Source organism: Hansschlegelia plantiphila (genome assembly GCF_027922265.1).
Taxonomy (GTDB): domain Bacteria; phylum Pseudomonadota; class Alphaproteobacteria; order Rhizobiales; family Methylopilaceae; genus Methylopila; species Methylopila plantiphila.
This window is the reverse complement of the sequence record NZ_BSFI01000021.1, coordinates 170,750-191,202: the sequence shown is the minus strand read 5'-3', so window position 1 is coordinate 191,202 and position 20,453 is coordinate 170,750. Positions and strand designations below refer to the sequence as shown.

General features: G+C 67.9%; 19 protein-coding genes and 1 tRNA gene. 13 read left to right on the top strand and 7 right to left on the bottom strand.

What is annotated here, in order from left to right:
* Nucleotides 1-22: 22 nt before the first annotated feature.
* The 8 genes from PKE75_RS15295 (at nucleotide 23) to PKE75_RS15260 (ending at nucleotide 8,081) form a co-directional block, all read left to right on the top strand.
* On the top strand, nucleotides 23-487 hold the full coding sequence (locus tag PKE75_RS15295) for a peptidylprolyl isomerase (protein WP_271169605.1): 465 nt from the start codon (nucleotides 23-25) through the stop codon (nucleotides 485-487).
* Nucleotides 488-541: 54 nt separating this feature from the next.
* On the top strand, nucleotides 542-1,627 hold the full coding sequence (gene queA / locus PKE75_RS15290) for a tRNA preQ1(34) S-adenosylmethionine ribosyltransferase-isomerase QueA (protein WP_271169604.1): 1,086 nt from the start codon (nucleotides 542-544) through the stop codon (nucleotides 1,625-1,627).
* Nucleotides 1,624-2,742 (top strand): tRNA guanosine(34) transglycosylase Tgt, encoded by a 1,119-nt coding sequence (gene tgt, locus PKE75_RS15285; RefSeq protein WP_271169603.1) that lies wholly within the window; start codon nucleotides 1,624-1,626, stop codon nucleotides 2,740-2,742. Before queA ends, tgt begins: the two co-directional genes overlap by 4 nt.
* A 179-nt stretch (nucleotides 2,743-2,921) precedes the next feature.
* Entirely contained in the window at nucleotides 2,922-4,676 is a 1,755-nt protein-coding gene (locus PKE75_RS15280) for a type I secretion system permease/ATPase (RefSeq protein WP_271169602.1), read from the top strand.
* Complete coding sequence (locus PKE75_RS15275) at nucleotides 4,673-6,019, top strand: HlyD family type I secretion periplasmic adaptor subunit (protein WP_271169601.1); 1,347 nt, start codon at nucleotides 4,673-4,675, stop codon at nucleotides 6,017-6,019. Before PKE75_RS15280 ends, PKE75_RS15275 begins: the two co-directional genes overlap by 4 nt.
* A gap of 114 nt (nucleotides 6,020-6,133) precedes the next feature.
* Nucleotides 6,134-6,622 (top strand): pyridoxamine 5'-phosphate oxidase family protein, encoded by a 489-nt coding sequence (locus PKE75_RS15270; protein ID WP_271169600.1) that lies wholly within the window; start codon nucleotides 6,134-6,136, stop codon nucleotides 6,620-6,622.
* 23 nt (nucleotides 6,623-6,645) lie between these two features.
* On the top strand, nucleotides 6,646-7,833 hold the full coding sequence (locus tag PKE75_RS15265) for an AI-2E family transporter (protein ID WP_271169599.1): 1,188 nt from the start codon (nucleotides 6,646-6,648) through the stop codon (nucleotides 7,831-7,833).
* Between the two features lie 65 nt (nucleotides 7,834-7,898).
* A complete protein-coding gene (locus PKE75_RS15260; protein WP_271169598.1) occupies nucleotides 7,899-8,081 on the top strand; it encodes a hypothetical protein in 183 nt (60 codons plus the stop codon).
* 55 nt (nucleotides 8,082-8,136) lie between these two features.
* Here PKE75_RS15260 and PKE75_RS15255 read toward each other — a convergent pair.
* A tRNA-Lys gene (locus PKE75_RS15255) sits at nucleotides 8,137-8,212 on the bottom strand.
* 175 nt (nucleotides 8,213-8,387) lie between these two features.
* Between PKE75_RS15255 and PKE75_RS15250 the strand changes: the two genes are divergently transcribed.
* Complete coding sequence (locus PKE75_RS15250) at nucleotides 8,388-9,479, top strand: endo-1,4-beta-xylanase (RefSeq protein ID WP_271169597.1); 1,092 nt, start codon at nucleotides 8,388-8,390, stop codon at nucleotides 9,477-9,479.
* Nucleotides 9,480-9,497: 18 nt separating this feature from the next.
* Here PKE75_RS15250 and PKE75_RS15245 read toward each other — a convergent pair whose 3' ends face one another.
* The 6 genes from PKE75_RS15245 to PKE75_RS15220 form a co-directional block, all read right to left on the bottom strand.
* Nucleotides 9,498-9,812, bottom strand: coding sequence for a hypothetical protein (locus PKE75_RS15245; RefSeq protein ID WP_271169596.1), 315 nt, complete (start codon nucleotides 9,810-9,812; stop codon nucleotides 9,498-9,500).
* A gap of 109 nt (nucleotides 9,813-9,921) precedes the next feature.
* The gene (locus tag PKE75_RS15240) at nucleotides 9,922-10,596 is read right to left on the bottom strand and encodes a MarC family protein (protein ID WP_271169595.1); all 675 of its coding nucleotides are present in this window, start codon (nucleotides 10,594-10,596) and stop codon (nucleotides 9,922-9,924) included.
* Nucleotides 10,597-10,629: 33 nt separating this feature from the next.
* Entirely contained in the window at nucleotides 10,630-12,702 is a 2,073-nt protein-coding gene (locus PKE75_RS15235; RefSeq protein WP_271169594.1) for a hypothetical protein, read from the bottom strand.
* 44 nt (nucleotides 12,703-12,746) lie between these two features.
* Nucleotides 12,747-15,569, bottom strand: coding sequence for a DUF4159 domain-containing protein (locus PKE75_RS15230; protein WP_271169593.1), 2,823 nt, complete (start codon nucleotides 15,567-15,569; stop codon nucleotides 12,747-12,749).
* Nucleotides 15,566-16,477, bottom strand: a complete 912-nt coding sequence (locus tag PKE75_RS15225) for a DUF58 domain-containing protein (protein WP_271169592.1) — start codon at nucleotides 16,475-16,477, stop codon at nucleotides 15,566-15,568. Before PKE75_RS15225 ends, PKE75_RS15230 begins: the two co-directional genes overlap by 4 nt.
* 5 nt (nucleotides 16,478-16,482) lie before the next feature.
* Nucleotides 16,483-17,493, bottom strand: a complete 1,011-nt coding sequence (locus tag PKE75_RS15220; RefSeq protein ID WP_271169591.1) for an AAA family ATPase — start codon at nucleotides 17,491-17,493, stop codon at nucleotides 16,483-16,485.
* A 219-nt stretch (nucleotides 17,494-17,712) separates the two neighbouring features.
* On the opposite strand from PKE75_RS15220, the gene PKE75_RS15215 reads away from it, so the two are divergent.
* The 4 genes from PKE75_RS15215 to PKE75_RS15200 are packed head-to-tail and all read left to right on the top strand — an operon-like array spanning nucleotide 17,713 to nucleotide 20,445.
* Nucleotides 17,713-18,300, top strand: a complete 588-nt coding sequence (locus PKE75_RS15215; protein WP_271169590.1) for a DUF1285 domain-containing protein — start codon at nucleotides 17,713-17,715, stop codon at nucleotides 18,298-18,300.
* Nucleotides 18,297-18,947, top strand: coding sequence for an NUDIX hydrolase (locus PKE75_RS15210; RefSeq protein ID WP_271169589.1), 651 nt, complete (start codon nucleotides 18,297-18,299; stop codon nucleotides 18,945-18,947). The genes PKE75_RS15215 and PKE75_RS15210 overlap by 4 nt, the downstream gene beginning before the upstream one ends.
* Nucleotides 18,944-19,219 carry a DUF6111 family protein gene (locus PKE75_RS15205; protein ID WP_271169588.1) on the top strand — a complete coding sequence of 92 codons (276 nt, stop codon included), beginning with the start codon at nucleotides 18,944-18,946 and terminating at the stop codon, nucleotides 19,217-19,219. Before PKE75_RS15210 ends, PKE75_RS15205 begins: the two co-directional genes overlap by 4 nt.
* The gene (locus PKE75_RS15200; protein WP_271169587.1) at nucleotides 19,216-20,445 is read left to right on the top strand and encodes a CCA tRNA nucleotidyltransferase; all 1,230 of its coding nucleotides are present in this window, start codon (nucleotides 19,216-19,218) and stop codon (nucleotides 20,443-20,445) included. The genes PKE75_RS15205 and PKE75_RS15200 overlap by 4 nt, the downstream gene beginning before the upstream one ends.
* Nucleotides 20,446-20,453 lie beyond the last annotated feature (8 nt).

Below are 20,453 nucleotides of genomic sequence, written 5' to 3'. Positions count from 1 at the left end.
CCCTCATTCAAGGAGACCGATCATGAGCGATCCAGAAAACACCCTTCTGCTCGAGACCTCGAAGGGAGCCGTCACCATCGAACTGCGCCCGGACCTCGCGCCCGTCCACGTCGCGCGCGTCAAAGAACTCGCCCGTCAGGGCTTCTACGACGGCGTGGTGTTCCATCGTGTGATCGAGGGCTTCATGGCGCAGACAGGCGACCCCGAAGGCACCGGCCGCGGCGGATCCGGAAAGCATCTCAAGGCCGAGTTCTCGAAGGAGAAGCATGTTCGCGGCACGGTTTCAGCGGCGCGCGCTATGGACCCGAATTCGGCGGACAGCCAGTTCTTCATCTGCTTCGGGGACGCGCCCTGGCTCGACGGCCAATACTCCGTCTGGGGCAAGGTGACCGCTGGTATGGATTACATCGACCAGATCAAGCGCGGCGAGCCGGTGTCGGATCCCGACCGGATCATCACGATGAAGGTTGCGGCCGACGTCGCCTGAGCCTCGCAGCTCCTACCCGCGAAGCGGCCGGCGGACGCCGGAGATCGGACGCACTTGGACGTCGCGCTGTTCGACTTCGATCTGCCGGACGACCTGATCGCGTTGCGCCCCGTGGCGCCGCGTGACGCGGCGCGCCTGCTCGTCGTCCGCCCGGGCGGGGAGCCGGAGATCGACGACCGTACGGTTTCTGATCTCGCCGGCGTCCTCGAGCCGGGCGACGCCCTGGTTGTGAACGCGACCCGCGTCATCCCCGCCCGGCTACGGGGCCTGCGCCGGCGGGGCGAGACCGTGGCGCGGGTCGAAATTCTGCTCCACCGCCGTCTCGACGCGGCGCGCTGGCTGGCCTTCGCCCGACCCGCCAAGAAGCTCGCCGCGGGCGATCGCATCGAACTTGCGCCGGATTCGGGCGACGCTTCTCCGCTCACGCGCCTCGCCGCGACAGTCGAGGCGCGTGGCGGCGCCGGCGAGGTCACGATCGCCTTCGACCTTGCCGGGCCCGATCTCGACCAAGCGATCGCCGAGACCGGTGAACTTCCCCTGCCGCCCTATATCGCCGGACGTCGCGCGACCGACGCCCGCGACGCGTCAGACTACCAGACCCTCTTCGCCCGCGAGCCAGGCGCGGTCGCGGCTCCGACGGCCGGACTTCATTTCACGCCCGCCCTGATCGACGCGCTCGCCGCGCGCGGCGTCAGCCGGCACGAGACGGTGCTTCACGTCGGGGCCGGGACGTTTCTGCCCGTCAAGGCCGAAGACACCGACGACCACCGTATGCACGCCGAGACCGGGTTCCTCGACCAGCAGACCGCCGATGTGCTGAACGCCGTCCGTGAACGGGGAGGGCGCATTGTCGCCGTCGGCACCACGGCCGCTCGGCTCCTCGAAAGCGCCGCTGGCGAGGATGGCCGTCTCCGCGCGTTTTCGGGCGAGACCGAGATTTTCATCACTCCCGGTTATCGCTTCCGAGCGGTCGACGCGCTGATAACCAACTTCCACCTTCCGCGATCGACCCTGATGATGCTGATCTCGGCGTTCGCAGGCCTCGACACGGTTAGGCGCGCCTACGCGCACGCCATCGCCGAGCGTTACCGTTTTTACTCCTACGGCGATGCGTGCCTGTTTCTGCCGGCGAGGTCATGAGCGCGATACCCTTCAATATCGCAGCCAGCGACGGCGCGGCGCGCACTGGGGATCTCGTCTTTCCCCGTGGAGCGATCCGTACGCCCGCTTTCATGCCGGTGGGCACCGCTGCGACCGTCAAGGCGCTCTACGCCGACCAGGTGCGCGCGACCGGCGCCGATATCGTTCTGGGCAACGTCTACCATCTGATGCTGCGGCCCGGCGCGGAACGGGTCGCGAGGCTCGGCGGGTTGCATACGTTCATGGGCTGGCCGCGCCCGATCCTCACCGACAGCGGCGGCTTTCAGGTGATGTCGCTGTCGGCCCTGAGGAAACTCGACCGCGACGGCGTGACTTTCCGCTCGCACATCGACGGCTCGACGCATCGGCTGACGCCGGAGCGCTCAGTCGAGATCCAGCGCCTGCTCGGCGCCGACGTCACCATGCAACTCGACGAATGCGTGCGCCTTCCTGCGTCGCGGGAAGAGATCGAGCGCGCCATGCTGCTCTCGGTCGACTGGGCCGAGCGTTCCAAGGCGGCCTTCGGAGCGCCACAGGGCAGGGCGCTGTTCGGCATCGTGCAGGGCGGCGACGTCGCCGATCTCCGCAAAGTCTCGGCTTGCAAACTCGTCGACATCGGCTTCGACGGTTACGCGGTCGGCGGCCTCGCGGTCGGCGAGCCTCAGGAGACGATGCTCGCGATGCTCGACGAGACTGTTCCCGCGCTGCCGTGGGATCGGCCGCGCTATCTCATGGGGGTGGGCTCGCCCGACGACATACTGAAGAGCGTCGCGCGCGGGATCGACATGTTCGACTGCGTCATGCCGACACGCGCCGGCCGGCATGGCCAGGCCTTCACGCGTTTCGGCAAGATCAACCTCAAGAACGCCCGTCACGCTGACGATCCACGTCCTCTAGACGAGGCGAGCGACTGTCCGGCGCTCCGTGACTATTCCCGCGCCTATCTCCACCATCTGGTGAAGGCGGGCGAAATCCTTGGCATGATGCTGTTGAGCTGGGCGAACATCGCCTACTATCAACACTTGATGTACGGCGCTCGGGCCGCGATCGCGGCCGGATCCTTCGCAGACTACGCAGCGTCGGCACAAGAAGGATGGGCGCGGGGCGACATCTGACGCCCGGAAACGGCCCGACGTCGTTTTGCATTCACCATCTTTGGTGACGAAGCATTTCTCCTTCCGGCGACTATCATTCGAATACGTACGCAGTTTCGCTGATTGCGGTAACGTATCGCGTGACATATTCACGCGCCCACAAAGGCCGCTAAACGGCCGTGCGGCCGGGACCGATGTCGATGTCGATGGCGCAGAACCAGAATCAGCCCCAAGGCCCCGGCGCCGACGCTCTGAGGCGCGTGAAAGTCGAACTGAAGTCCGCCGTCGGGCTGCTCGCAGTGTTTAGCATCGCGATCAACCTGCTGCTACTGGTCCCCTCTCTTTACATGATGCAAATTTACGACCGCGTGCTTCGCAGCGGCGTAATCGAAACGTTGATCTATGTGACGCTGATCGCCGCCGGGTCGATCGCGATCTACGCGATGCTTGAATCCCTTCGTCTTCGGGCGCTTTCGCGCATTGGCGAATGGATCGAGGACACGCTGTTCGAACCGGTGTTCGCCGCCGCGATGGGCGCCGAACGCGGCCTCGTGAAGCATTCCGGCGCGCAGGAAGGCACCCCCTTCAACGACCTGCGCACCGTTCGCCAGTTTCTATCCGGTCCGACGCTGCCGTCGCTCTGCGACATACCCTGGATGCCGCTGTTCCTCATCGGCTGCACGCTGATCCATCCCTATCTCGGCCTTCTGGGCCTCGGCTTCTCCATGCTGATCGTGGCTCTCGCGCTTCTCAACGATCGCGTGACGAAGCCGGCGACCGAGCGCGTTTCGAAGGGTCAACAAGAGGCCCAGCGCGTGCTGGCGGAGGCGGCCCGCAACGTCGACACCGTGTCCGCGATGGGCCTTGGCCGGCCTCTCGCCGAAAAGGCGAGCCGCGCAAACGCGATGTCGACCGCCATCCTCGCCGCCGCGACCGACAGCAGCACCGTCATGATCGGCGCCGGTAAGTTTCTCCGGGTCGTAGCGCAGATCGCGACGCTTGCGCTCGGTGCCTATCTCTCGCTCGCCGGGCACATCACGCCGGGCGGCATGATCGCGAGTTCGATCCTGCTGTCACGGGCTCTCGCGCCGCTGGATCAGGCGATCGCCGCATGGCGCGGCCTTCAGCAGAGTCGGCTCGCGTGGGGCCGCATCGAATCCCTGTTGAACGCCTCCGGCGCGTTGATCGAGAGCCCGATCGCTCTGCCGGCGCCTGAAGGGCGGCTGACGATCGAAGGGGTGACCGTGATGGCTGCCGGTAACAAGGCGATCCTGAACAACGTGTCGCTCGTCGTGAAGGCCGGGGAAAGCATCTCCTTCATCGGACCGTCGGGGTCGGGCAAGAGCACGCTCTGCCGCACGATCGTCGGTAGCCGCGCGCCGAGCAGGGGGGCCGTGCGGCTCGATGGCGGCGATATCCTGATGTGGCGCGACGACCAGCGTCGCAAGTATGTCGGCTACCTTGCGCAGGGCACCGAACTCTTCTCCGGCCGCGTCCGCGACGTCATCGCCCGCTTCGACGAGCCGGACGACGCAGCCGTCGTTGAAGCCGCGAAGCTCTCCGGCTGCCACGGTCTCATCCTTTCGCTGCCGCAGGGATACGACACGGTGCTCACGAACGGCGGGGCTATGCTCTCCGGCGGGCAGCGCCAGCGCATTGCGCTTGCCCGTGCGGTGTACGGCGACACGCGCATCGTCGTGCTCGACGAGCCCAACGCAAGTCTGGACGGTGAAGGCGAACGCGCGCTTGTGGCCTGTCTGGCGGCGCTCAAGCAACGCGGCGCGACCGTCGTCATCGTCACGCACAAGCCGGCGCTCGCGCATCTCGCAGACAGGGTCGCCGTCATGCAGAACGGACAGATCGTCAAGCTCGGCCCGCCGACCGAGGTGCTCCGCGAACTCGTCGCGCCGGTGCCGTCGTCCGACATACGCGCCATACCTGGAAGCGCGCGATGAGCGCGAACCCGGTCGTCAGCGTCGACGAGTCCGTCGTCGTCCGCTCGCCGCGTCTTGCGGTCCGGCTCCGCGGGGTCGCGGTCGCGGGAGGCGTCGTCATCTTCGGCTTCATGGGCGGTTTCGCCGTCTGGGCCGCGACCGCGCCGCTGTCGGCCGGCGCCGTTGTGCGCGGCACGGTCGGGCCGGAAGCCAGCCGCAAGTCGGTCTCGCATCTCGAAGGCGGCATCGTCAGCGAAATTCTCGTCAAGGAAGGCGACTTCGTGAAGCGGGGGCAGCCGCTTCTGACCCTTCAGCGGGAGCAGGCTCAGTCGGTCGTCGGTCAGATCAGAGGGGCGTTGTCGCGCCGTTCAGCCGAGGCGGCGCGCCTTTCCGCGGAACTTGCGCGCGAGAGCGCGCCGGACTTCTCAAGCGCGATCGCCGTCGCCGCAAGCGATCCAAACTTCGCGGACTTTGTCACGGGCCAGCAGCGGCTGTTCGAGGCGAACGTCCGGAACCTCCTCGAGAAGAAGGATCTGCTGCAGACGCAGATTTCGAAGCTTCGCGCCCAGGTCGACGGCGCCAACGCCAGGATTGACGGGTCCAAGACGCAACGTGATCTGGTGGATATCCAGATCGCCGACACCCAGAGCCTGATGGACAAGGGCCTCGCCCGGAAGCCGCAGTTGCTTGATCTGCAGCGTCGCCGGTCGGAGCTCGACACCGAGATCGCGACGACCAGATCCGACATCAGGCGCGCCGAGCTCGAGGCCGTTGAGAAACAGATCACGCTGCAGAACACCGACACCGCCTACGTCAGCGACGCCTCTGGCGAGCTCTCCAAGGCGCGCTCCGAGATTGCGGGTCTTCAGTCGCGGCTGACAGGCAGCGCCGACATCCTCACCCGTACGCAGGTGCTGGCGCCCGATGCGGGGTACGTGCTGAATCTACAGGTCAAGACCGTCGGCGGCGTGGTCCGGCCGGGCGTCGAAATTCTCCAGATCGTGCCGACGGAAGGCGACCTCGTGATCGAAGGGCGCGTATCCCCGCAGGACATCCGCAACATCGAGGCGGGCCAGCCGGCGCGCGTGTCGTTCATGACTTTCCCGATGCGCGACATGCCAATGATCCCAGGCCACGTCATCAAGGTCGCGGCGGACATCATCACCGATCCGCAAACCCGCGAGAACTACTACACCGCTCAGGTCGCCGTGGACCGCGCCGCCTTCTCCGCCTACGCCAACCCGCAGGACATGAAGCCCGGCACGCCCGTCGAGGCCTATGTCGAGGCGAAGAAACGTGTGGCGATGGAATATTTCCTCGATCCGGTCCTGCACTCGTTCCACAAAAGCTTCCGCGAGCAGTGACGAAGCGGCCTTATGGGCGCCTGAAAGGAACCACGAGCCCCTTCCGGAGGTTTTGAGCTCATGAGCTCAAACGGCCGCCGTCTTAATCGGCGCCCAAGCCTAAGGAGTTTCTTCATGGCCGCTTCATCCGACGCCGACCGGGTCTGGGAACTCGTCGACGAGATCAGCGTCTGCATGCTGACCTCGAAAAACGGCGACGCCCTTCATGCCCGGCCGATGCATGCGATGTCCGATCCGGAGCGCGGCGAGATCGTATTCTTCACCGACGTCCGCGCGCACAAGGATGAGGAGATCGCAGCAGACCCGCAGGTCTGCCTGGCTTTCGCGAAGCCCGGATCCAACGCGTATGTCTCGATCTCGGGCGAAGCGGAAGTCAGCGACGACCGAGCGGAGATCAGGTCCCGGTTCAATTCGATGACCAAAACGTGGTTCCCTGACGGACCGGAAGACCCGAACATCCGGCTACTGAAAGTTACGCCGCGTTCCGGCGAGTTCTGGGACGGAACCTCGAACCCGTTGGTCGTCGCCTTCGAGATCGCCAAGGCCCGCTCCAAGCACGAACGGCCTGATCTTGGTGAGAACCGCAAAGTCGCTCTCGGTTGAATGGCGGCGAACAACCTTTCGACGTGACGGCCGGCAGTCCGGAAGCGAAGGTCGGATCGAGACGTCGCGCCGCGACCGCGGCGATGCTCGACGCGCTCGCTAAAGTTAGCCTGATCGGGCTGTTCGTCATCGCAGCCTCCATAGCGCTCAAGCTCGCTGGGGAAGTCCTGATGCCGATCGCGTTCGCGATCATCATCGGACTGCTGCTCGGGCCCGGCATTGGCCGGCTCGAGCGGCGCGGCGTGCCGGCCCCGATCGGCGCGTTGATCGCCGTGATCGGGATCGGTGTCGTTCTTTATCTCGCCGCTTACGCGTTCTCGCTGCCGCTCCAGGCGTGGATCGACCGTGCGCCGGAACTCTGGCGCGCGCTTCAGGTCAAGATCATCGAGATGCGCGCGACGTTCCTCCAGCTTCGCGAGGTCTCGGAATCAATCGAGCGCGCCACGAGCATGGGCGGCGAGAAGACGCCCCGGGTGGTGCTGGAGAGCGCGGGGCTTCTATCCAGCGCCGCTCAATCCGCGCCTGCGATTCTGGGCCAGCTGGCGCTGTTCGTCTGCACGCTGTTCTTCTACCTTTCGACGCGCACCGGCATCCGCACCGGCCTCCTCAACCTCTGTCTGGGGCGCAAAGCGCGGCTCACCGCCGGCCGCGTCATGCGGGACGTCGAAGCGCACGTCTCGGATTATCTGCTGACGATCACGATCATCAATTTCGGACTTGGCGTCGCGGTGACGATCATGATGTGGGCGCTCGGCCTTCCGAGCCCGACCCTTTGGGGCGCGCTGGCCTTCGTGCTGAATTACGCGCCGTTCATCGGTCCCGCGACGCTGACCCTGATCCTTGCGGGCGTCAGCCTCGTGACGATCAAGTCGACGCTGATCGCTCTACTGCCGCCGCTCGCCTTCGTGGCGCTCGCTTTCGTCGAGGGCAACATCCTCACGCCACTGGTGCTCGGACGTCGATTCACCATCAATCCCCTCCTGGTGTTGCTATCGCTTGCCTTCTGGCTGTGGCTCTGGGGCCCGGTCGGCGCATTCCTCGCCGTGCCGTTGCTGGTGATCTCGTTCGTGCTGATGAAGCACCTGCTGCTTCCCCATATCGCCGTTCAGGAAGAGGAAGAGCGCCGGGAGGGCCGCCGGTACAGGTTCGTCCACCGTAGGCTCCGCTTGCGTGAACCCCAGATCGTCTCCAGGCCGTCGCCGGCGGAGTGATCGGAACCATCGGGCCGGGGCACGCCTTGTCCTGATGACGACTGGCTCGATCCAAGGAGCATGCGATGAATTTTGGCCCGAACGTTCCCAATCCGCCCCAGCCGGGCGAGCCGATCCGGCCGCCAATTCCCGACGAGGCCCCGGTTCAGGATCCAGACATCGTGCCGAACCCCGACCCCGGCGTCGACCCGTCCATCGACGAACCGATTTCCCCGCCCGAAGGACCGATGATCGAGCCGCTGATGTAAGCCAGAGACCCGCTGGATTGGTGGGTCGCCCGCGATCGACGCGGACGGAGAGCCATGGTGAGCGCGCTGGGACTCGAACCCAGGACCTACAGATTAAAAGTCCGTTGCTCTACCAGCTGAGCTACGCGCTCCCGGCCGTATGCGGCAGCGGCGTCCTGTAGCATCCCGAACGCGAATAGGCGAGCCTTTCGGGAAGCGGTGCGCCGCCGTCTGTCCTCCTCTTGTCGGCATGCCGATGGCCGGATTTTATCGTCGATAGGTAGACCCCTCCAATCGGACGGCGGCGTAGGCTGAGGTTGGCGTCCCATGGCTATGTCCCGGCGTGAAACGCTGGCCGCAGCAGCTGCAATTCTCGTCGGTCTTCCTCATGCTGGTCGCGCCGAAGAGCAGACGCTCGGCGAGCTGGCGGCGGCCAGCGGGCTGCTCTTTGGCTGCGCGGTGTCGAGTGACCATCTATCGAACGATCCCTCCTTCGCGGCGCTGGTCTCGCGGGAGACCAGCATCCTTGTCGCCGAATGGGAGATGAAGCGCGCGGCCGTGCAAAGGCTCGAGGGCGTCTGGGACTTCAGCGGCGGCGACGCGATCGCGGCGTTCGCGGCGCGCAACGGTCAGAAGCTTCGCGGGCACGCGCTGGTCTGGCATTACGAGGGGCCGGACTGGCTCAAGCAACGCCTCGCCGAAGCCCCGGACGAGCGGCTGCTGACCGACATGATCACGCGATCCTGCCTCCACTACCGCGGCCAAATCCATTCCTGGGACGTCGTCAATGAAGTCGTGGACCCGGCCGAGGGGCAGGCCGACGGACTGCGCGTCAGCTCGCACTGGTATCGCGCGTTCGGCGAGGGCTATCTCGAGACCGCCTTTCACGCGGCTCGGGCGAGCGATCCGGACGCGCTGCTGTTCTATGGAGATTACGGCGTCGAGATGGACCATCCCGACCACGAGAAAAAGCGGGTCGCGGTTCTGAAGGTGATCGAGAAACTGAAGAAGCAGGGGGCGCCGATCGACGGCTTCGGCGTGCAGGGCCATCTCGATCCGTTCAGGACGCGGTTCGACGAGCGGATCTACGCCAGGTTTCTCTGGGAGCTCCAGGGCTTCGGTCTGAAGTTGATGGTCACAGAATTCGATGTCGCGGATCGTTTTGGTCCAGCCGACGTCGTCAAGCGTGACGCCGAGATCGCCGCCGTCGCCGGGCGCTTCGCGGAGGTGTCGCTCGCCAATCCGGCGATGATCGGATTTCTCGCCTGGGGCCTGACGGACCGGTATTCCTGGCTGGCCGACTATCCCGACTACAAATGGCCGGATGGCCAGCGGCCACGCGGGCTTCCCTACGACGCGGATCTCAGGCCGAAGCCAATGCGCGCGGCTCTGGCCGCAGCTTTCACCGAGCGTCGCTGAGGCCTCACAAAGCCGGATTCAGCAGGCGACCCACTCGACCGCTTCGATCACGGCGCCGATGCAGACCAGGAACAGTCCGACGGGAATGATCAGGAGTCCGATGAGGAATTTCAGGGTCGAGACTCCGAACTTCACGACCTTCCAGCCGAATTGCCGCGTGTTCGATCCATTCTTGCAAGAGCGCTCGTCTTCCCTGTCGGCCGTTCGCAACGGCGGGCTCTGTATCGCCGAAGCGGTTCCGGGATAAGCGAGCGCGGGCCGGGACGCCGCCGCGGGATTGGAAAGGACGGCGAGGCAGACAAGCGCGCCGAATATCGCCTTCGCCAAAAGCATCAAGGGGATCGCCTCTGTTCGTTCATCGCCCGGCACGGGCTGCTGCTCGCTGCGGCCGAGACGCTCGGGGAGTTAAACGCCATCGGTCCGCTGACCGAAAGGGGCGCCGCTATGCGGCATGGCCTATGCCGGCCGCCCGCAACGCTTCCATGAAGCCGCTCAAAGTGATCTGCACCCCGACGCAGAGCAGAATGAAGGCGGCGAGTCGCGCGATGATTCGGACCCGTCCCGGTCCGAGCAGACTGGTGATCCAGTCGGCGGAACTGTAGGCGAGCCAGACGGCGGCGGCCACCCCGATGGCGGCGGCGGAGGCGCCGAGGCCGAAGGCGGCGAGCTCCGCGCCTTCGCCGGGGCGGTTCGCGCCGAGCGCAATTGCAACCGAGATCGTCCCGGGGCCAGTCGTCAGCGGCATGGTCAGCGGAAAGAAGGCCACGTCGTCGGAGCCCATCTCGTCGTTCACCTGGGCCTGCTTGCGGTCCTCGTGATGTTCGGCGGTGAACAGCAGCCGCCAGCCGCTCGTCGCGACGACCAGCCCGCCGGCTATCCTGAGCGCCGGCACCGTGATGCCGAAAAAGGCGAGCAGATAGGCGCCCAGCCATAGGGAGACGAGCATCACCGCCGCGGCATAGAGGCCGATGCGGCGCGCGAGCGCGATGCGGTCGGCGTGCGAGCGATCGCCCGTCATCTGAGCGAAGATCAGCGCTCCGCCCATGGGATTCACGATCGAGAAGAGCGTCGAGCCAGCGAGCAGGAAGTTCTGCAGGATATCGAGCCACCAGCCCAAATCGTCGTCCTCAGCGCAAGATGGCGAAGGCGGTCACCGGCCCTCGCGCGCCCAAGTCGCGGCGAAGGCGCCGATCAGCAGGATGAGGCCGAGCACGCCCGAAAAGATAGGCAGGATGCCGAGGCCGCGAACGACGCTGGCGTCCGCCTGCCTTACGCCGATCCAGTCCGTCCCGAAAGTCCGCGCTCCGGCGCTGATCTGCACGATCCGTGGCACGTCGAGCGCTCCAGTCTCCGGCGCCACCCGCCTGACCGAGCCTCCGGTCGCGTCCGCCACGGGCTTCATCCGGGCTTCGGTGCTTGCGGCCTCGCTAAGCTCGCGGGGGTTCGGGGGGCCGACATTGACCAGCGTCGTGAAGGCTCCGTCCGCCGCGCGGTGGAGGCCGAGCTCCGGCGTCTCCAGCACGCCGCGCCACAGGCCAGGCTCCGTTTGAGTGAGGGTCACCCGGCGCTGCTCGCCGCTCGGCAGCGTGACGTCGACCGGCTGCGCCTCGTCCTTAAGCGTCTGGCGCTCGATCGTGACGGTTTTGCCGGTCGCCCTGGCGCGCAGCGCTTCCTCCTCGAGGTCCGGCTCCTTCATCAGCCAGTGCGAAAGCCGGCGCAACAGGTCGACATGCGGGCCGCCGCCGTCGAAGCCGCGCGCCCACAGCCAGGCGTGATCGGAAAGCAGCAGCGCGACGCGCCCTTTATCCTCCCGCGCCAGCACAAGCAGCGGCCGGTCCTCGGGTCCGTTCAGCACGGCGTCGCCCTCGCGCAGCCGCGAGTCGACCATGCGGAACCACGGCGCCCATGACGGCGGGTTCGTTTCGGAGCCAGCGAGACCGCGCGTGACGGGATGCTTGCGGCCGACGTCGGACAGCACGGGCAGGAACTCGCGCTCCACCACGCCGCCCATCGGCTCGGCGGGGAGCACCTGCGCGAGCGGGGTCTCGTAGAGCGAGCCGGGCTCCGAATAGTCCGGGCCGCCTGCGACCAGCACCGCGCCGCCGTTCCGGACATAGCGGGCGATGTTGTCGAAATAGACGATCGGCAGGATGCCCTGCCGCGCATAGCGGTCGAAGATAATGAGGTCGAACTCGTCGATCTTCTGCGCGAACAGTTCTCTGGTCGGGAAGGCGATCAGCGACAGCTCGTTGATCGGCGTGCCGTCCTGCTTCTCCGGCGGCCTGAGAATTGTGAAATGCACGAGATCGACGCTGGCGTCGGCCTTGAGCAGGTTGCGCCAGGTCCGCTCGCCGGCATGCGGCTCGCCGGAGACCAGGAGCACTCTCAGCTTCTCCCGCACCCCGTCGATCGGCAGCACGGCGCGGTTGTTGACAGTGGTGATCTCGTTCCCTGCGTCCTCGGCCTCGATCTCCACGAAGTTGACGCCTGCGTGGACGATGGGCGCGTCGACCGTCGTGACCTGGCCGGGGATCGCCTGCAGCCGCATGATCTCCTCGCCGTCGCGGCGCACGACGATGGCGACGGGCCGGCCGAGATCCCTGCCCACCTCCTCGATCCGGAAGCCGATCTTCTGAGTTTGGCCGACGATCCCGAAGCGAGGGCTCAGCGTGAGCGCGATCCGCCGGTCACGTTCGTCCGGATGGCCAGTGATGAGCGCATGAACCGGGGCCGCGAAGCCAAGGCTGCGCGCGTCTGGCGGGGCGTCATGGACAACGCCGTCGGTCACGAACAGCGCGCCCGCGATCCGCTCCGGCGGGACGTCGGCGATCCCGTCACGGAGCGCTGCGAACAGCGTCGTGCCGTCGCTCGACGCTGCGTCCTGTCCAGCTTCGATCCAGCGAATTTCGGTGTTGGGAAGACCGGCGAGGCGACTTTCCAGTTGTTTGCGGACCTCGTCCGTCTGGACCTTGCGGCCGTCGAGCGTCTGACTGCCCGAGCGGTCGATGACGACCGGCAGAACGTTGGTCAGCGTCTCGCGGTCTTCGCTGGTGAAGGACGGGTTGGCGAGCGCAAGCAGCAGGCAGGCGATGGCGGCGGCTCGCAACCATGCTCCCCGCGTGCGCCCGAAGACGCACAGCGCGGCTACGACGAGGCCCGCCACAGCGAGCGCGATCAGCGCAGGCAGCGGGATCAGCGGAGCGAACGCGACTTCGAGATTCATGCCGGTCCTTCTTCAGGCGCCGCGTTCAAGACGTCGAGCATCCGTCATTGGCCGAGCCTCTCAAGCAGCGCCGGCACGTGCACCTGGTCGGCCTTGTAGTTTCCGGTCAGGGTGTACATCACGATGTTGACGCCGACGCGGTAGGCCATCTCACGCTGTCGCTCGTCTCCGGAGGTCGGCAGCAGCGGATCGCCGTTGGCGCCGATCGCCCAAGCGCCGGCGAGATCGGCCCCGGTGATCAGGATCGGCGAGACGCCATCGCCGGCGCGCGCGGGACGCTCCTCGCCGTCCTCGACCGGCGGCAGGGCCTCGACCCAGAGCGGACTGCCAGAATAGCGGCCGGGAAAATCATTCAGCAGGTAGAACGCCTTGGTCAGCACGTGGTCGTCCGGCACCTTTTCGAGGGCCGGCACGTCGAGGCCGGCTAGGAGGCGCTTCAGCGCCTCATTCTCGACGCCGGGCGCGGCGGTCAGCGCGTCGCGCGTGTCGAACAGGATCGCGCCGCCCTGCTTCATGTAGGCGTCGATACGGGCCAGCGCCTCGGGCGAGGGCGTCGGCGCGCCGTTGACGACCGGCCAGTAGATCAACGGGAAGAACGAGAGCTCGTCCTTCGCGGGGTCCACCGCCATCGGCGAGCCCGGCTCCAGTGCGGTGCGCTGGGCGAGCGTCTGGGTAAGGCCTTCGAGACCAGCCTTGCTCAGCCGGTCGACCTCGAAATCGCCGGTCTGCACGTAAGCGAGACGGGTCGACAGCGTGGCCTCCAGCGCGAACCTCTCGTCGATCGCGGGCTTGACCGGCGGTTGCTGGGCGAGGCCGGGCGCGGCGCTCGCAGCAAGCGCCAGTCCGGCGGCTGCGATCATCAGCGCCGCCGTTCCGGCGCGCCGTCCGGAGAGCAGCGCCGCTCCGCCGCCGAGGAGGAAGACGATCAGGCTGTCAGCGATCGCCGCGACCGCTGCGATCGTGAACAGCCACGGCGCGATCGGCGTCGGTTCGGCGACGACGATCGGCGACACGTTCACGTCGAGGCCGGAGAGGTCGGCGCGCGCAAGCGCGGCGTCGGGCGCGAGCACGTTGAGCGCTACGCCTGCATCGACCGGCCCGTAGAACCCTGGCGGGTTATCCTGCGTCGCCGCGGGCCGGCCTTCGGCCGGCGCCGGCCGGGCGGTCGCCGGCGGGCTGCGGAAGGCCCCGTAGCCGTCGAGCGTGCGGGTCGGAGCCAGCACAGCGGCTCGCGCGCCAGCCGCCGCCTGCGGCGCGGCTGCGCCTTCCTGGGGCTTCGATGGAGGGTTCGACCCCGCGAGGTCGACGACGCGGCGGAGCATCTCGACGAATGCGCCGGAGAGCGGCAGGTTCGACCAGCGCGTGTCCGAGGTGACGTGGAACAGCGCCGTGAGGCCCTTGCCCTGCCTGACGCCGGTGACGAGGGGGGTGCCGTCGCCGAGCGTCGCCCAGACCCGGTCGGGCAGGTCGACGTCGGGCTCGGCCAGCACTTGCCGGTTCACGGTCACGTCCTTCGGCACGGTAAGCGGCGCGAACGGACCATTCGGCGAGAAGCTCGCCAGCGGCTGCGGGGTCTCCCAGGCCAAAGCGCCGCCCAGGATACGGCCGCCCTGGCGCAGGCGCACGGGCGACAGGTCGTCCTCCGGCGCTCCGGCGAGCCGGGGGCCCGCGAAGCGGATCAGCACACCGCCGTTCTTGACCCATTGGCTGAGCGCCTCATGGGCTTCTTGCGTGAGCGCTCCCACGTCGGCCAGCACGATGACCGGCAGTTTTTCCGCGACGAAGGCCTCGACCGCCTGGCTCGCGCCCTGGCCGCGCGCCTCGCGAACGTCGGCGAAAGGTTTCAGCGCTTGCGAGACGTAATAAGTGGGCGACAGCAGTGGCTGCGCGACGTCGGTCGACGCGCCGGTGACGAGCCCGATCGAGCGGCGCTTGGAGCGCTGGTCGAGCAGTTGCACCGCGCCGGCCGTCTTCGCGCCGACGATCTCGAGCCGAGCGACGTCGTTGCGGAGCTCGACGGGCAGATCGACGGTCGCCACCGCGTCCCTGGCGCCGGGTTCGAACCGCCCATCGACGTCGGCGAGCGTCCGCCCGCGAAGGTCGGACGCGCGAATCCGGAACGGCTCGGACCCCGCCGCCTCGGCGCGAAGCGCCTTGACGGTGAGGGCGCCCGGCTGGTTCTCGGCGGCCGCAAGTCCGCGGGCCGAGCGCGCGTCCGCGCGTACGGTGAGCCTGCCGTCGCCGAGAGCGGTCTTCAGCCCTTCGGCGAAAGCATGCGCGTCGCCCCGCGCCAGGCCGTCTGTGATCCACAGCGCTTCGGTCGAAGGGACGGTCTTGATCAGCTTATCGATCGGCGGAAGCAGCGGCTTGCGGTCGGGATCGAAAGGTTCGGGCGTGATGACGCGCAGCCGTTCGCGGGCCTGGCCGGCCGTCACGAGACCGATGTCCCGCGGCGCATCGGCGGAGGCGACCAGCGCGACCGCGCGGCCTCCGTCGCCGGCGGCCTCGATCGCGGCGTCGGCCGCCTGAACACGCGCGTCCCAATCGGGCGCGGACGCCCAGCCATTGTCGATAACGACGAGCAGCGGACCCGAGCCCGCGGCGGCCGTAGGCTGGAGATTCCACACCGGCTTCGCCAGCGCGAAGATGATGAAGGCGGCGAGAGCGAGGCGAAGAAGCAGCAACCACCAGGGCGTAGAGACCGGCGTCTCACGCTTCGCGACGACGTCGAGCAGGAGACGAAGCGGCGGGAAATCGACCCGGCGCGGGCGCGGGGGAACCAGTCGCAGCAGCAGCCACAGCGCCGGCAGCGCGAGCAGGCCGAGCAGCATCCAGGGGCTAAGGAACGCAAGCGGGAGCGCGCTCAAAACGCCGCCTCCGCAAGCCGCGCATGGAGCGCGAGCAGCGGCTCCGACGCCGGCCGGTCGGTCCGGTGGATCGTGAAGCTCCAGCCGTGGCGTCGCGCGATCTCGCCGAGCGCCGCCCGATGCCGCGCGAGGCGTTCGGCGTAGCCGGCGCGCCAGTCCTCGGCGCGGCCGGCGACGAGCCTCCGCGAGCTGTCGGGGTCGACGAATTCAGTGCGGCCGGAGAAAGGAAACGTCTCCTCCGCGGGGTCGGCGATCATCACCATGTGGCCGCGTCCGCCGCGGGCCGCGAGACGAGCGACGGACGCCGCGATCTCATCCTCCGGCGCCAACAGGTCGCCGATAAGCACTGCTTCGGCGAGCCGGGCGATCGGCGCCTCGGCCGGCGGCAGCTCGCTCGTATCCTCGCTGGCGAAGACGAGCGCTTGTCCAAGCCGTTCGATTGCGAGCCTGCTCGCGGTCGGCCGGGTGACGCCGAGCAGTCCAACGCGCTCGCCGCCTCGCACCAGCAGGTCGGCAAGCGCGAGACCGAGCACGACCGCCCGTTCGATCTTCGGGACTGACGCTAGGCTCGATCTGAAGGCCATGGAGCGCGAGCGGTCGATCCAGATCCAGACCGTGTGCGCCGCTTCCCACTCCTGCTCACGGATATAGACGTGGTCGTCGCGCGCCGAACGGCGCCAGTCGATGCGGCCGACCGGATCGCCCTGGCTGAAGCGACGGAACTGCCAGAAATTCTCGCCGACGCCGGATCGCCTACGCCCGTGCAGGCCGTGCGCCACCGTCGACGACGCGCGCCTTGCGGCGACCAGCAGCCGCGGAAGGCTGGCTGCGAGATCGAGCGCCGCGTCCTCGTGGCGAACGGTGACCCGGGCGGCCTCCCGCTCGACGAGCTCGGCGCGCACCGCCATCCGCGTCAGCCTAGCCGCTCTACAAGCTTCGCGATGAGGCCCTCGAGCGTGTCGCCGGCGCTGCGCGCGGAGAAGGTGAGCGCCATGCGATGCTTGAGCACCGGCGTCGCAAGCGCAGCGATGTCGTCTATCGAGGGCGCGAACCGGCCGTCGAGCAGCGCGCGGGCGCGCACCGCCAGCATCAGCGACTGGCTGGCGCGCGGGCCGGGGCCCCAGGCGATCTTGCCCGAGATCGATTTTTCCGCGGTCTCGGGGCGCGCCGACCGCACGAGGTCGAGGATCGCCTCGACGACGGAGTCGCCCACCGGCAGCCGGCGCACGAGCCGCTGGGCGCTCATCAGGTCGTCGCTGGTGAGGGCCTGCCGGGCCTTCACCTCGTCGGCGCCGGTCGTCGCGAGCAGGATGCGGCGCTCGGCGTCGCGGCCGGGATAATCGACGTCGATCTGCAGCAGGAAGCGGTCGAGCTGAGCCTCGGGCAGCGGATAGGTGCCCTCCTGCTCCAGCGGGTTCTGGGTCGCGAGCACATGGAACGGGCGCGGCAGGTCGTGGCGGACGCCCGCGACCGTGACGTGGTACTCCTGCATCGCCTGCAGCAGCGCGGACTGGGTGCGCGGGCTCGCGCGATTGATTTCGTCGGCCATCAGCAACTGCGCGAACACCGGCCCCGACACGAACCGGAACGAGCGTCGTCCGTGCGCGTCCTCCTCCAGCACCTCGGAGCCGAGGATGTCGGACGGCATCAGGTCCGGGGTGAACTGCACGCGGCGGGCGTCGAGCCCGAGCACGGTTCCCATCGCTTCGACAAGCTTGGTCTTGGCGAGGCCCGGAACGCCGACCAGCAGCGCGTGGCCGCCGCAGAGCACGGTGAGCAGCGCCTGGTCGACGACCTTGTCCTGTCCAAAGATGACCTCGCCGATCGCGGCGCGCGCCGCCGCGACATGGCCGCCGATCGCCTCGGCGCCGCGGACGATGGCTGCGTCGAGGTCGGTCGCGCCTTCGCTTGAGGGCTGTGTCATCAAAGCTCTCCTCGATTCCGCCCGATCCGCACGGCCGGCCCATCGGACGACCGTCCGGGCGACATTGCAACCTTCGATGTCCGGCTCCGGGCCCCATCGCGGGGACGACCCTTATCCGCAGCAGCGCGAAGCCATAAGTGTGATGTCGAGCAGGGACCCACGATACCGGCGATGTTGAGGCCGATCGTCAGGGCTGGAGCGGAGCGTCAAGCGAACGTGATGGCGGAAGTCTCATCGATCCATACGTCGGATGGCGCGGCTCGGATGCAGGCGCTCGTCGCCGCGGCGAAGGAGGCCGGCTCTCGCGGGCCGGCGCCGGTCCACCTCTGGAATCCGGACCATTGCGGCGAACTGGACCTCGTCATCAAGGCGGACGGGACGTGGCTCCACCAAGGCTCGCCGATTCGGCGGCCGGCGCTCGTGAAACTGTTTTCGACCGTGCTTCGGCGTGATCCGGATGGTTACGTCCTGGTGACGCCCGCCGAGAAGCTCTCGATCACAGTCGACGACGCGCCGTTCGTAGCCGTGGAGATGGCGAGCGACGGCGAGGGACCGGATCGTCAGATTCGCTTCCGCACCAATGTCGATGAGACCGTCGACATTGGTCCTGACCATCCGCTCCGCTTCGAGCAGGGAAAGGCCGGCTTTCGGCCCTACGCGCGCGTCCGCGCCGACCTTTGGGCGCTGGTCGCGCGCTCCGTGGTCTATGATCTCGTCGCTCTCGCCGAAGAACGAGAGGGTCTCCTGGGCGTCTGGTCCGGCGGCCAATTCTTCGCCATGGGCGAGGCGGACGGAGCCGCGGCATGACCGCGACGGTCGCCCAAGCGACGCGCGGCCCGTTCTTTTCGCTTGAGGAGCTGCGTCGGCGGGCGGCTGCGCGGTTGCTGGCGGCGCCTCCAGATCCGGACGATCCGGAGACCGTTCCGATCGGCGAGCACGGGCTGCTCGCTCCGGACCATGTCCCCCGCGCCGCGGCGGTGCTCGTCGGCATAGTGGCGAGGGCCGAACCGCAATTGTTGTTCACGCAGCGGGCCAAGACGCTGCCGGTGCACGCCGGCCAGATCTCGTTTCCCGGCGGCGGACGGGAGGCCGACGACGCCACGCCGCTCGCGACCGCTCTGAGGGAGGCGGAGGAGGAGATCGGACTCGATCGAAATCTGGTGCGTCCGCTCGGTTATCTCGACCTCTACGTGACCTATTCCGGCTATGGCGTCATCGGCGTAGTGGCCGAGATCGACCCTGCCTATCAACTGACGCTGTCGCGAGCCGAGGTCGACGAGGCCTTCGAGGTTCCCCTCGACTTCCTGATGCGCGAGGAGAACCATCGGATCGAGATGCGCGAATGGTCCGGAGGGCTGCGGGAGGTGCACCATATGCCATGGCGGGAGCGGCATATCTGGGGCGTAACAGCCGGGCTGCTCCGCAATCTGTATGAAAGGCTTTACGCCGGATGAGCCGCATCGCGTTCCAGGCGCTTCTGTTCCTGCTGCCGTTCGTTGTCTACGGCGTCTGGCTCTATCTGACGGACCGCGGATGGAAAGCGCCTGAGCGCTGGCGAGGTGTGCCTCTGGCCTGGCTCGTCGCGTCGGGGCTCGCGCTGACCTTCGCGAGCCTCGGGATTCTCGCGCTCACAAGCGGTGGCTCGACCAGGGCGCTTTATATGCCGGCCCATATGGAGAACGGCGTGTTCGTGCCCGGCAGCATCGTCGAGCCCGACAGAAAATGACCGACTCCGTAGCTCGCCTCTCTCACGCCGCTTGGCTGGACGCGCGGCCGCTCGCCGACGTGCTCGCAGCGCTCGACAGCGACGGCGAGGAGGCGCGTGTCAATGGCGGCGCGGTGCGCGATGCGCTGCTCGGCTGCCCGCCCGGCGACGTCGATATCGCCACCACCGCGACGCCGGATGTGGTTTCAGCGCGGGCGGCGGCGAAAGGCTGGAAGCCTGTCCCGACCGGAATCGAACACGGCACCGTCACCGTTGTCGTCGAAGGCAGGCCTTTCGAGGTCACGACGCTTCGCCGCGACGTCGCGACTGACGGACGTCGCGCGATCGTCGCCTTCACCCGGGACTGGGCGGAGGATGCAAGGCGGCGCGACCTCACCATCAACGGCCTGTTCCTCGATCGGAGGGGCAGGGTGCATGATCATGTCGGCGGCCTCGCCGACCTTGAGGCGGGGCGCGTCCGCTTCATCGGCGTGGCCCGCGAGCGCATCCGCGAGGACTATCTGCGGACGCTGCGTTTCTTCCGCTTCCACGCGCGCTTCGCCAGGGGAGCTCTCGACGCCGAAGGTTTCGCGGCCGCGATCGCGGAACGCGGCGGGCTATCGCGCCTGTCGGGCGAGCGCGTTCGCGCCGAACTCCTCAAGCTGCTCGTCGCTCCGCGCGCGACCGAAACTGTGGCCGCGATGGCGCAGGCCGGACTGCTCGCGCCGCTGACCGGCGGCGTTCCGCGCCTCGCGCGCTTCGCACGCTTCGTTGCGCTTGAAGCCGGCAGGCCGGACGGGCTTCTGGGGCTCGCGGCCCTCCTGCAGTTCGTCGCCGAAGACGCCGAGCGCCTGCGCCGCCGCCTCAAACTCTCGAACCGGGAAGCGAAGCGGCTTCAGGGCGTGGGCGATCTCTTTCCCCCGCTCCACCCCGGCGACGAAGCCGCGGCGCGCGCCTCGCTCTACCGCCTCGGGCCGGAGGGCTATCGTGACCGCGCGCGCCTCGCCTGGGCGGACGCCGGCGGCGAGGGCGGGCGCTGGATCGATCTCCTGTCCCTGCCCGACCGCTGGACGCCGCCCGTCTTCCCCGTCGCCGCCTCCGACTTCATCAAGCGCGGCGTCAGCGCTGGGCCAGAACTCGGACGAGCGCTCAGGCTGGCGGAGGCGGCTTGGATCGCCGCGGATTTCCCTGAAGAGCCTGCGGCCATTGCGGCGATCGTCGAGAACGCGGTCGCGTCGGCCGGTTAGGCGTCCGT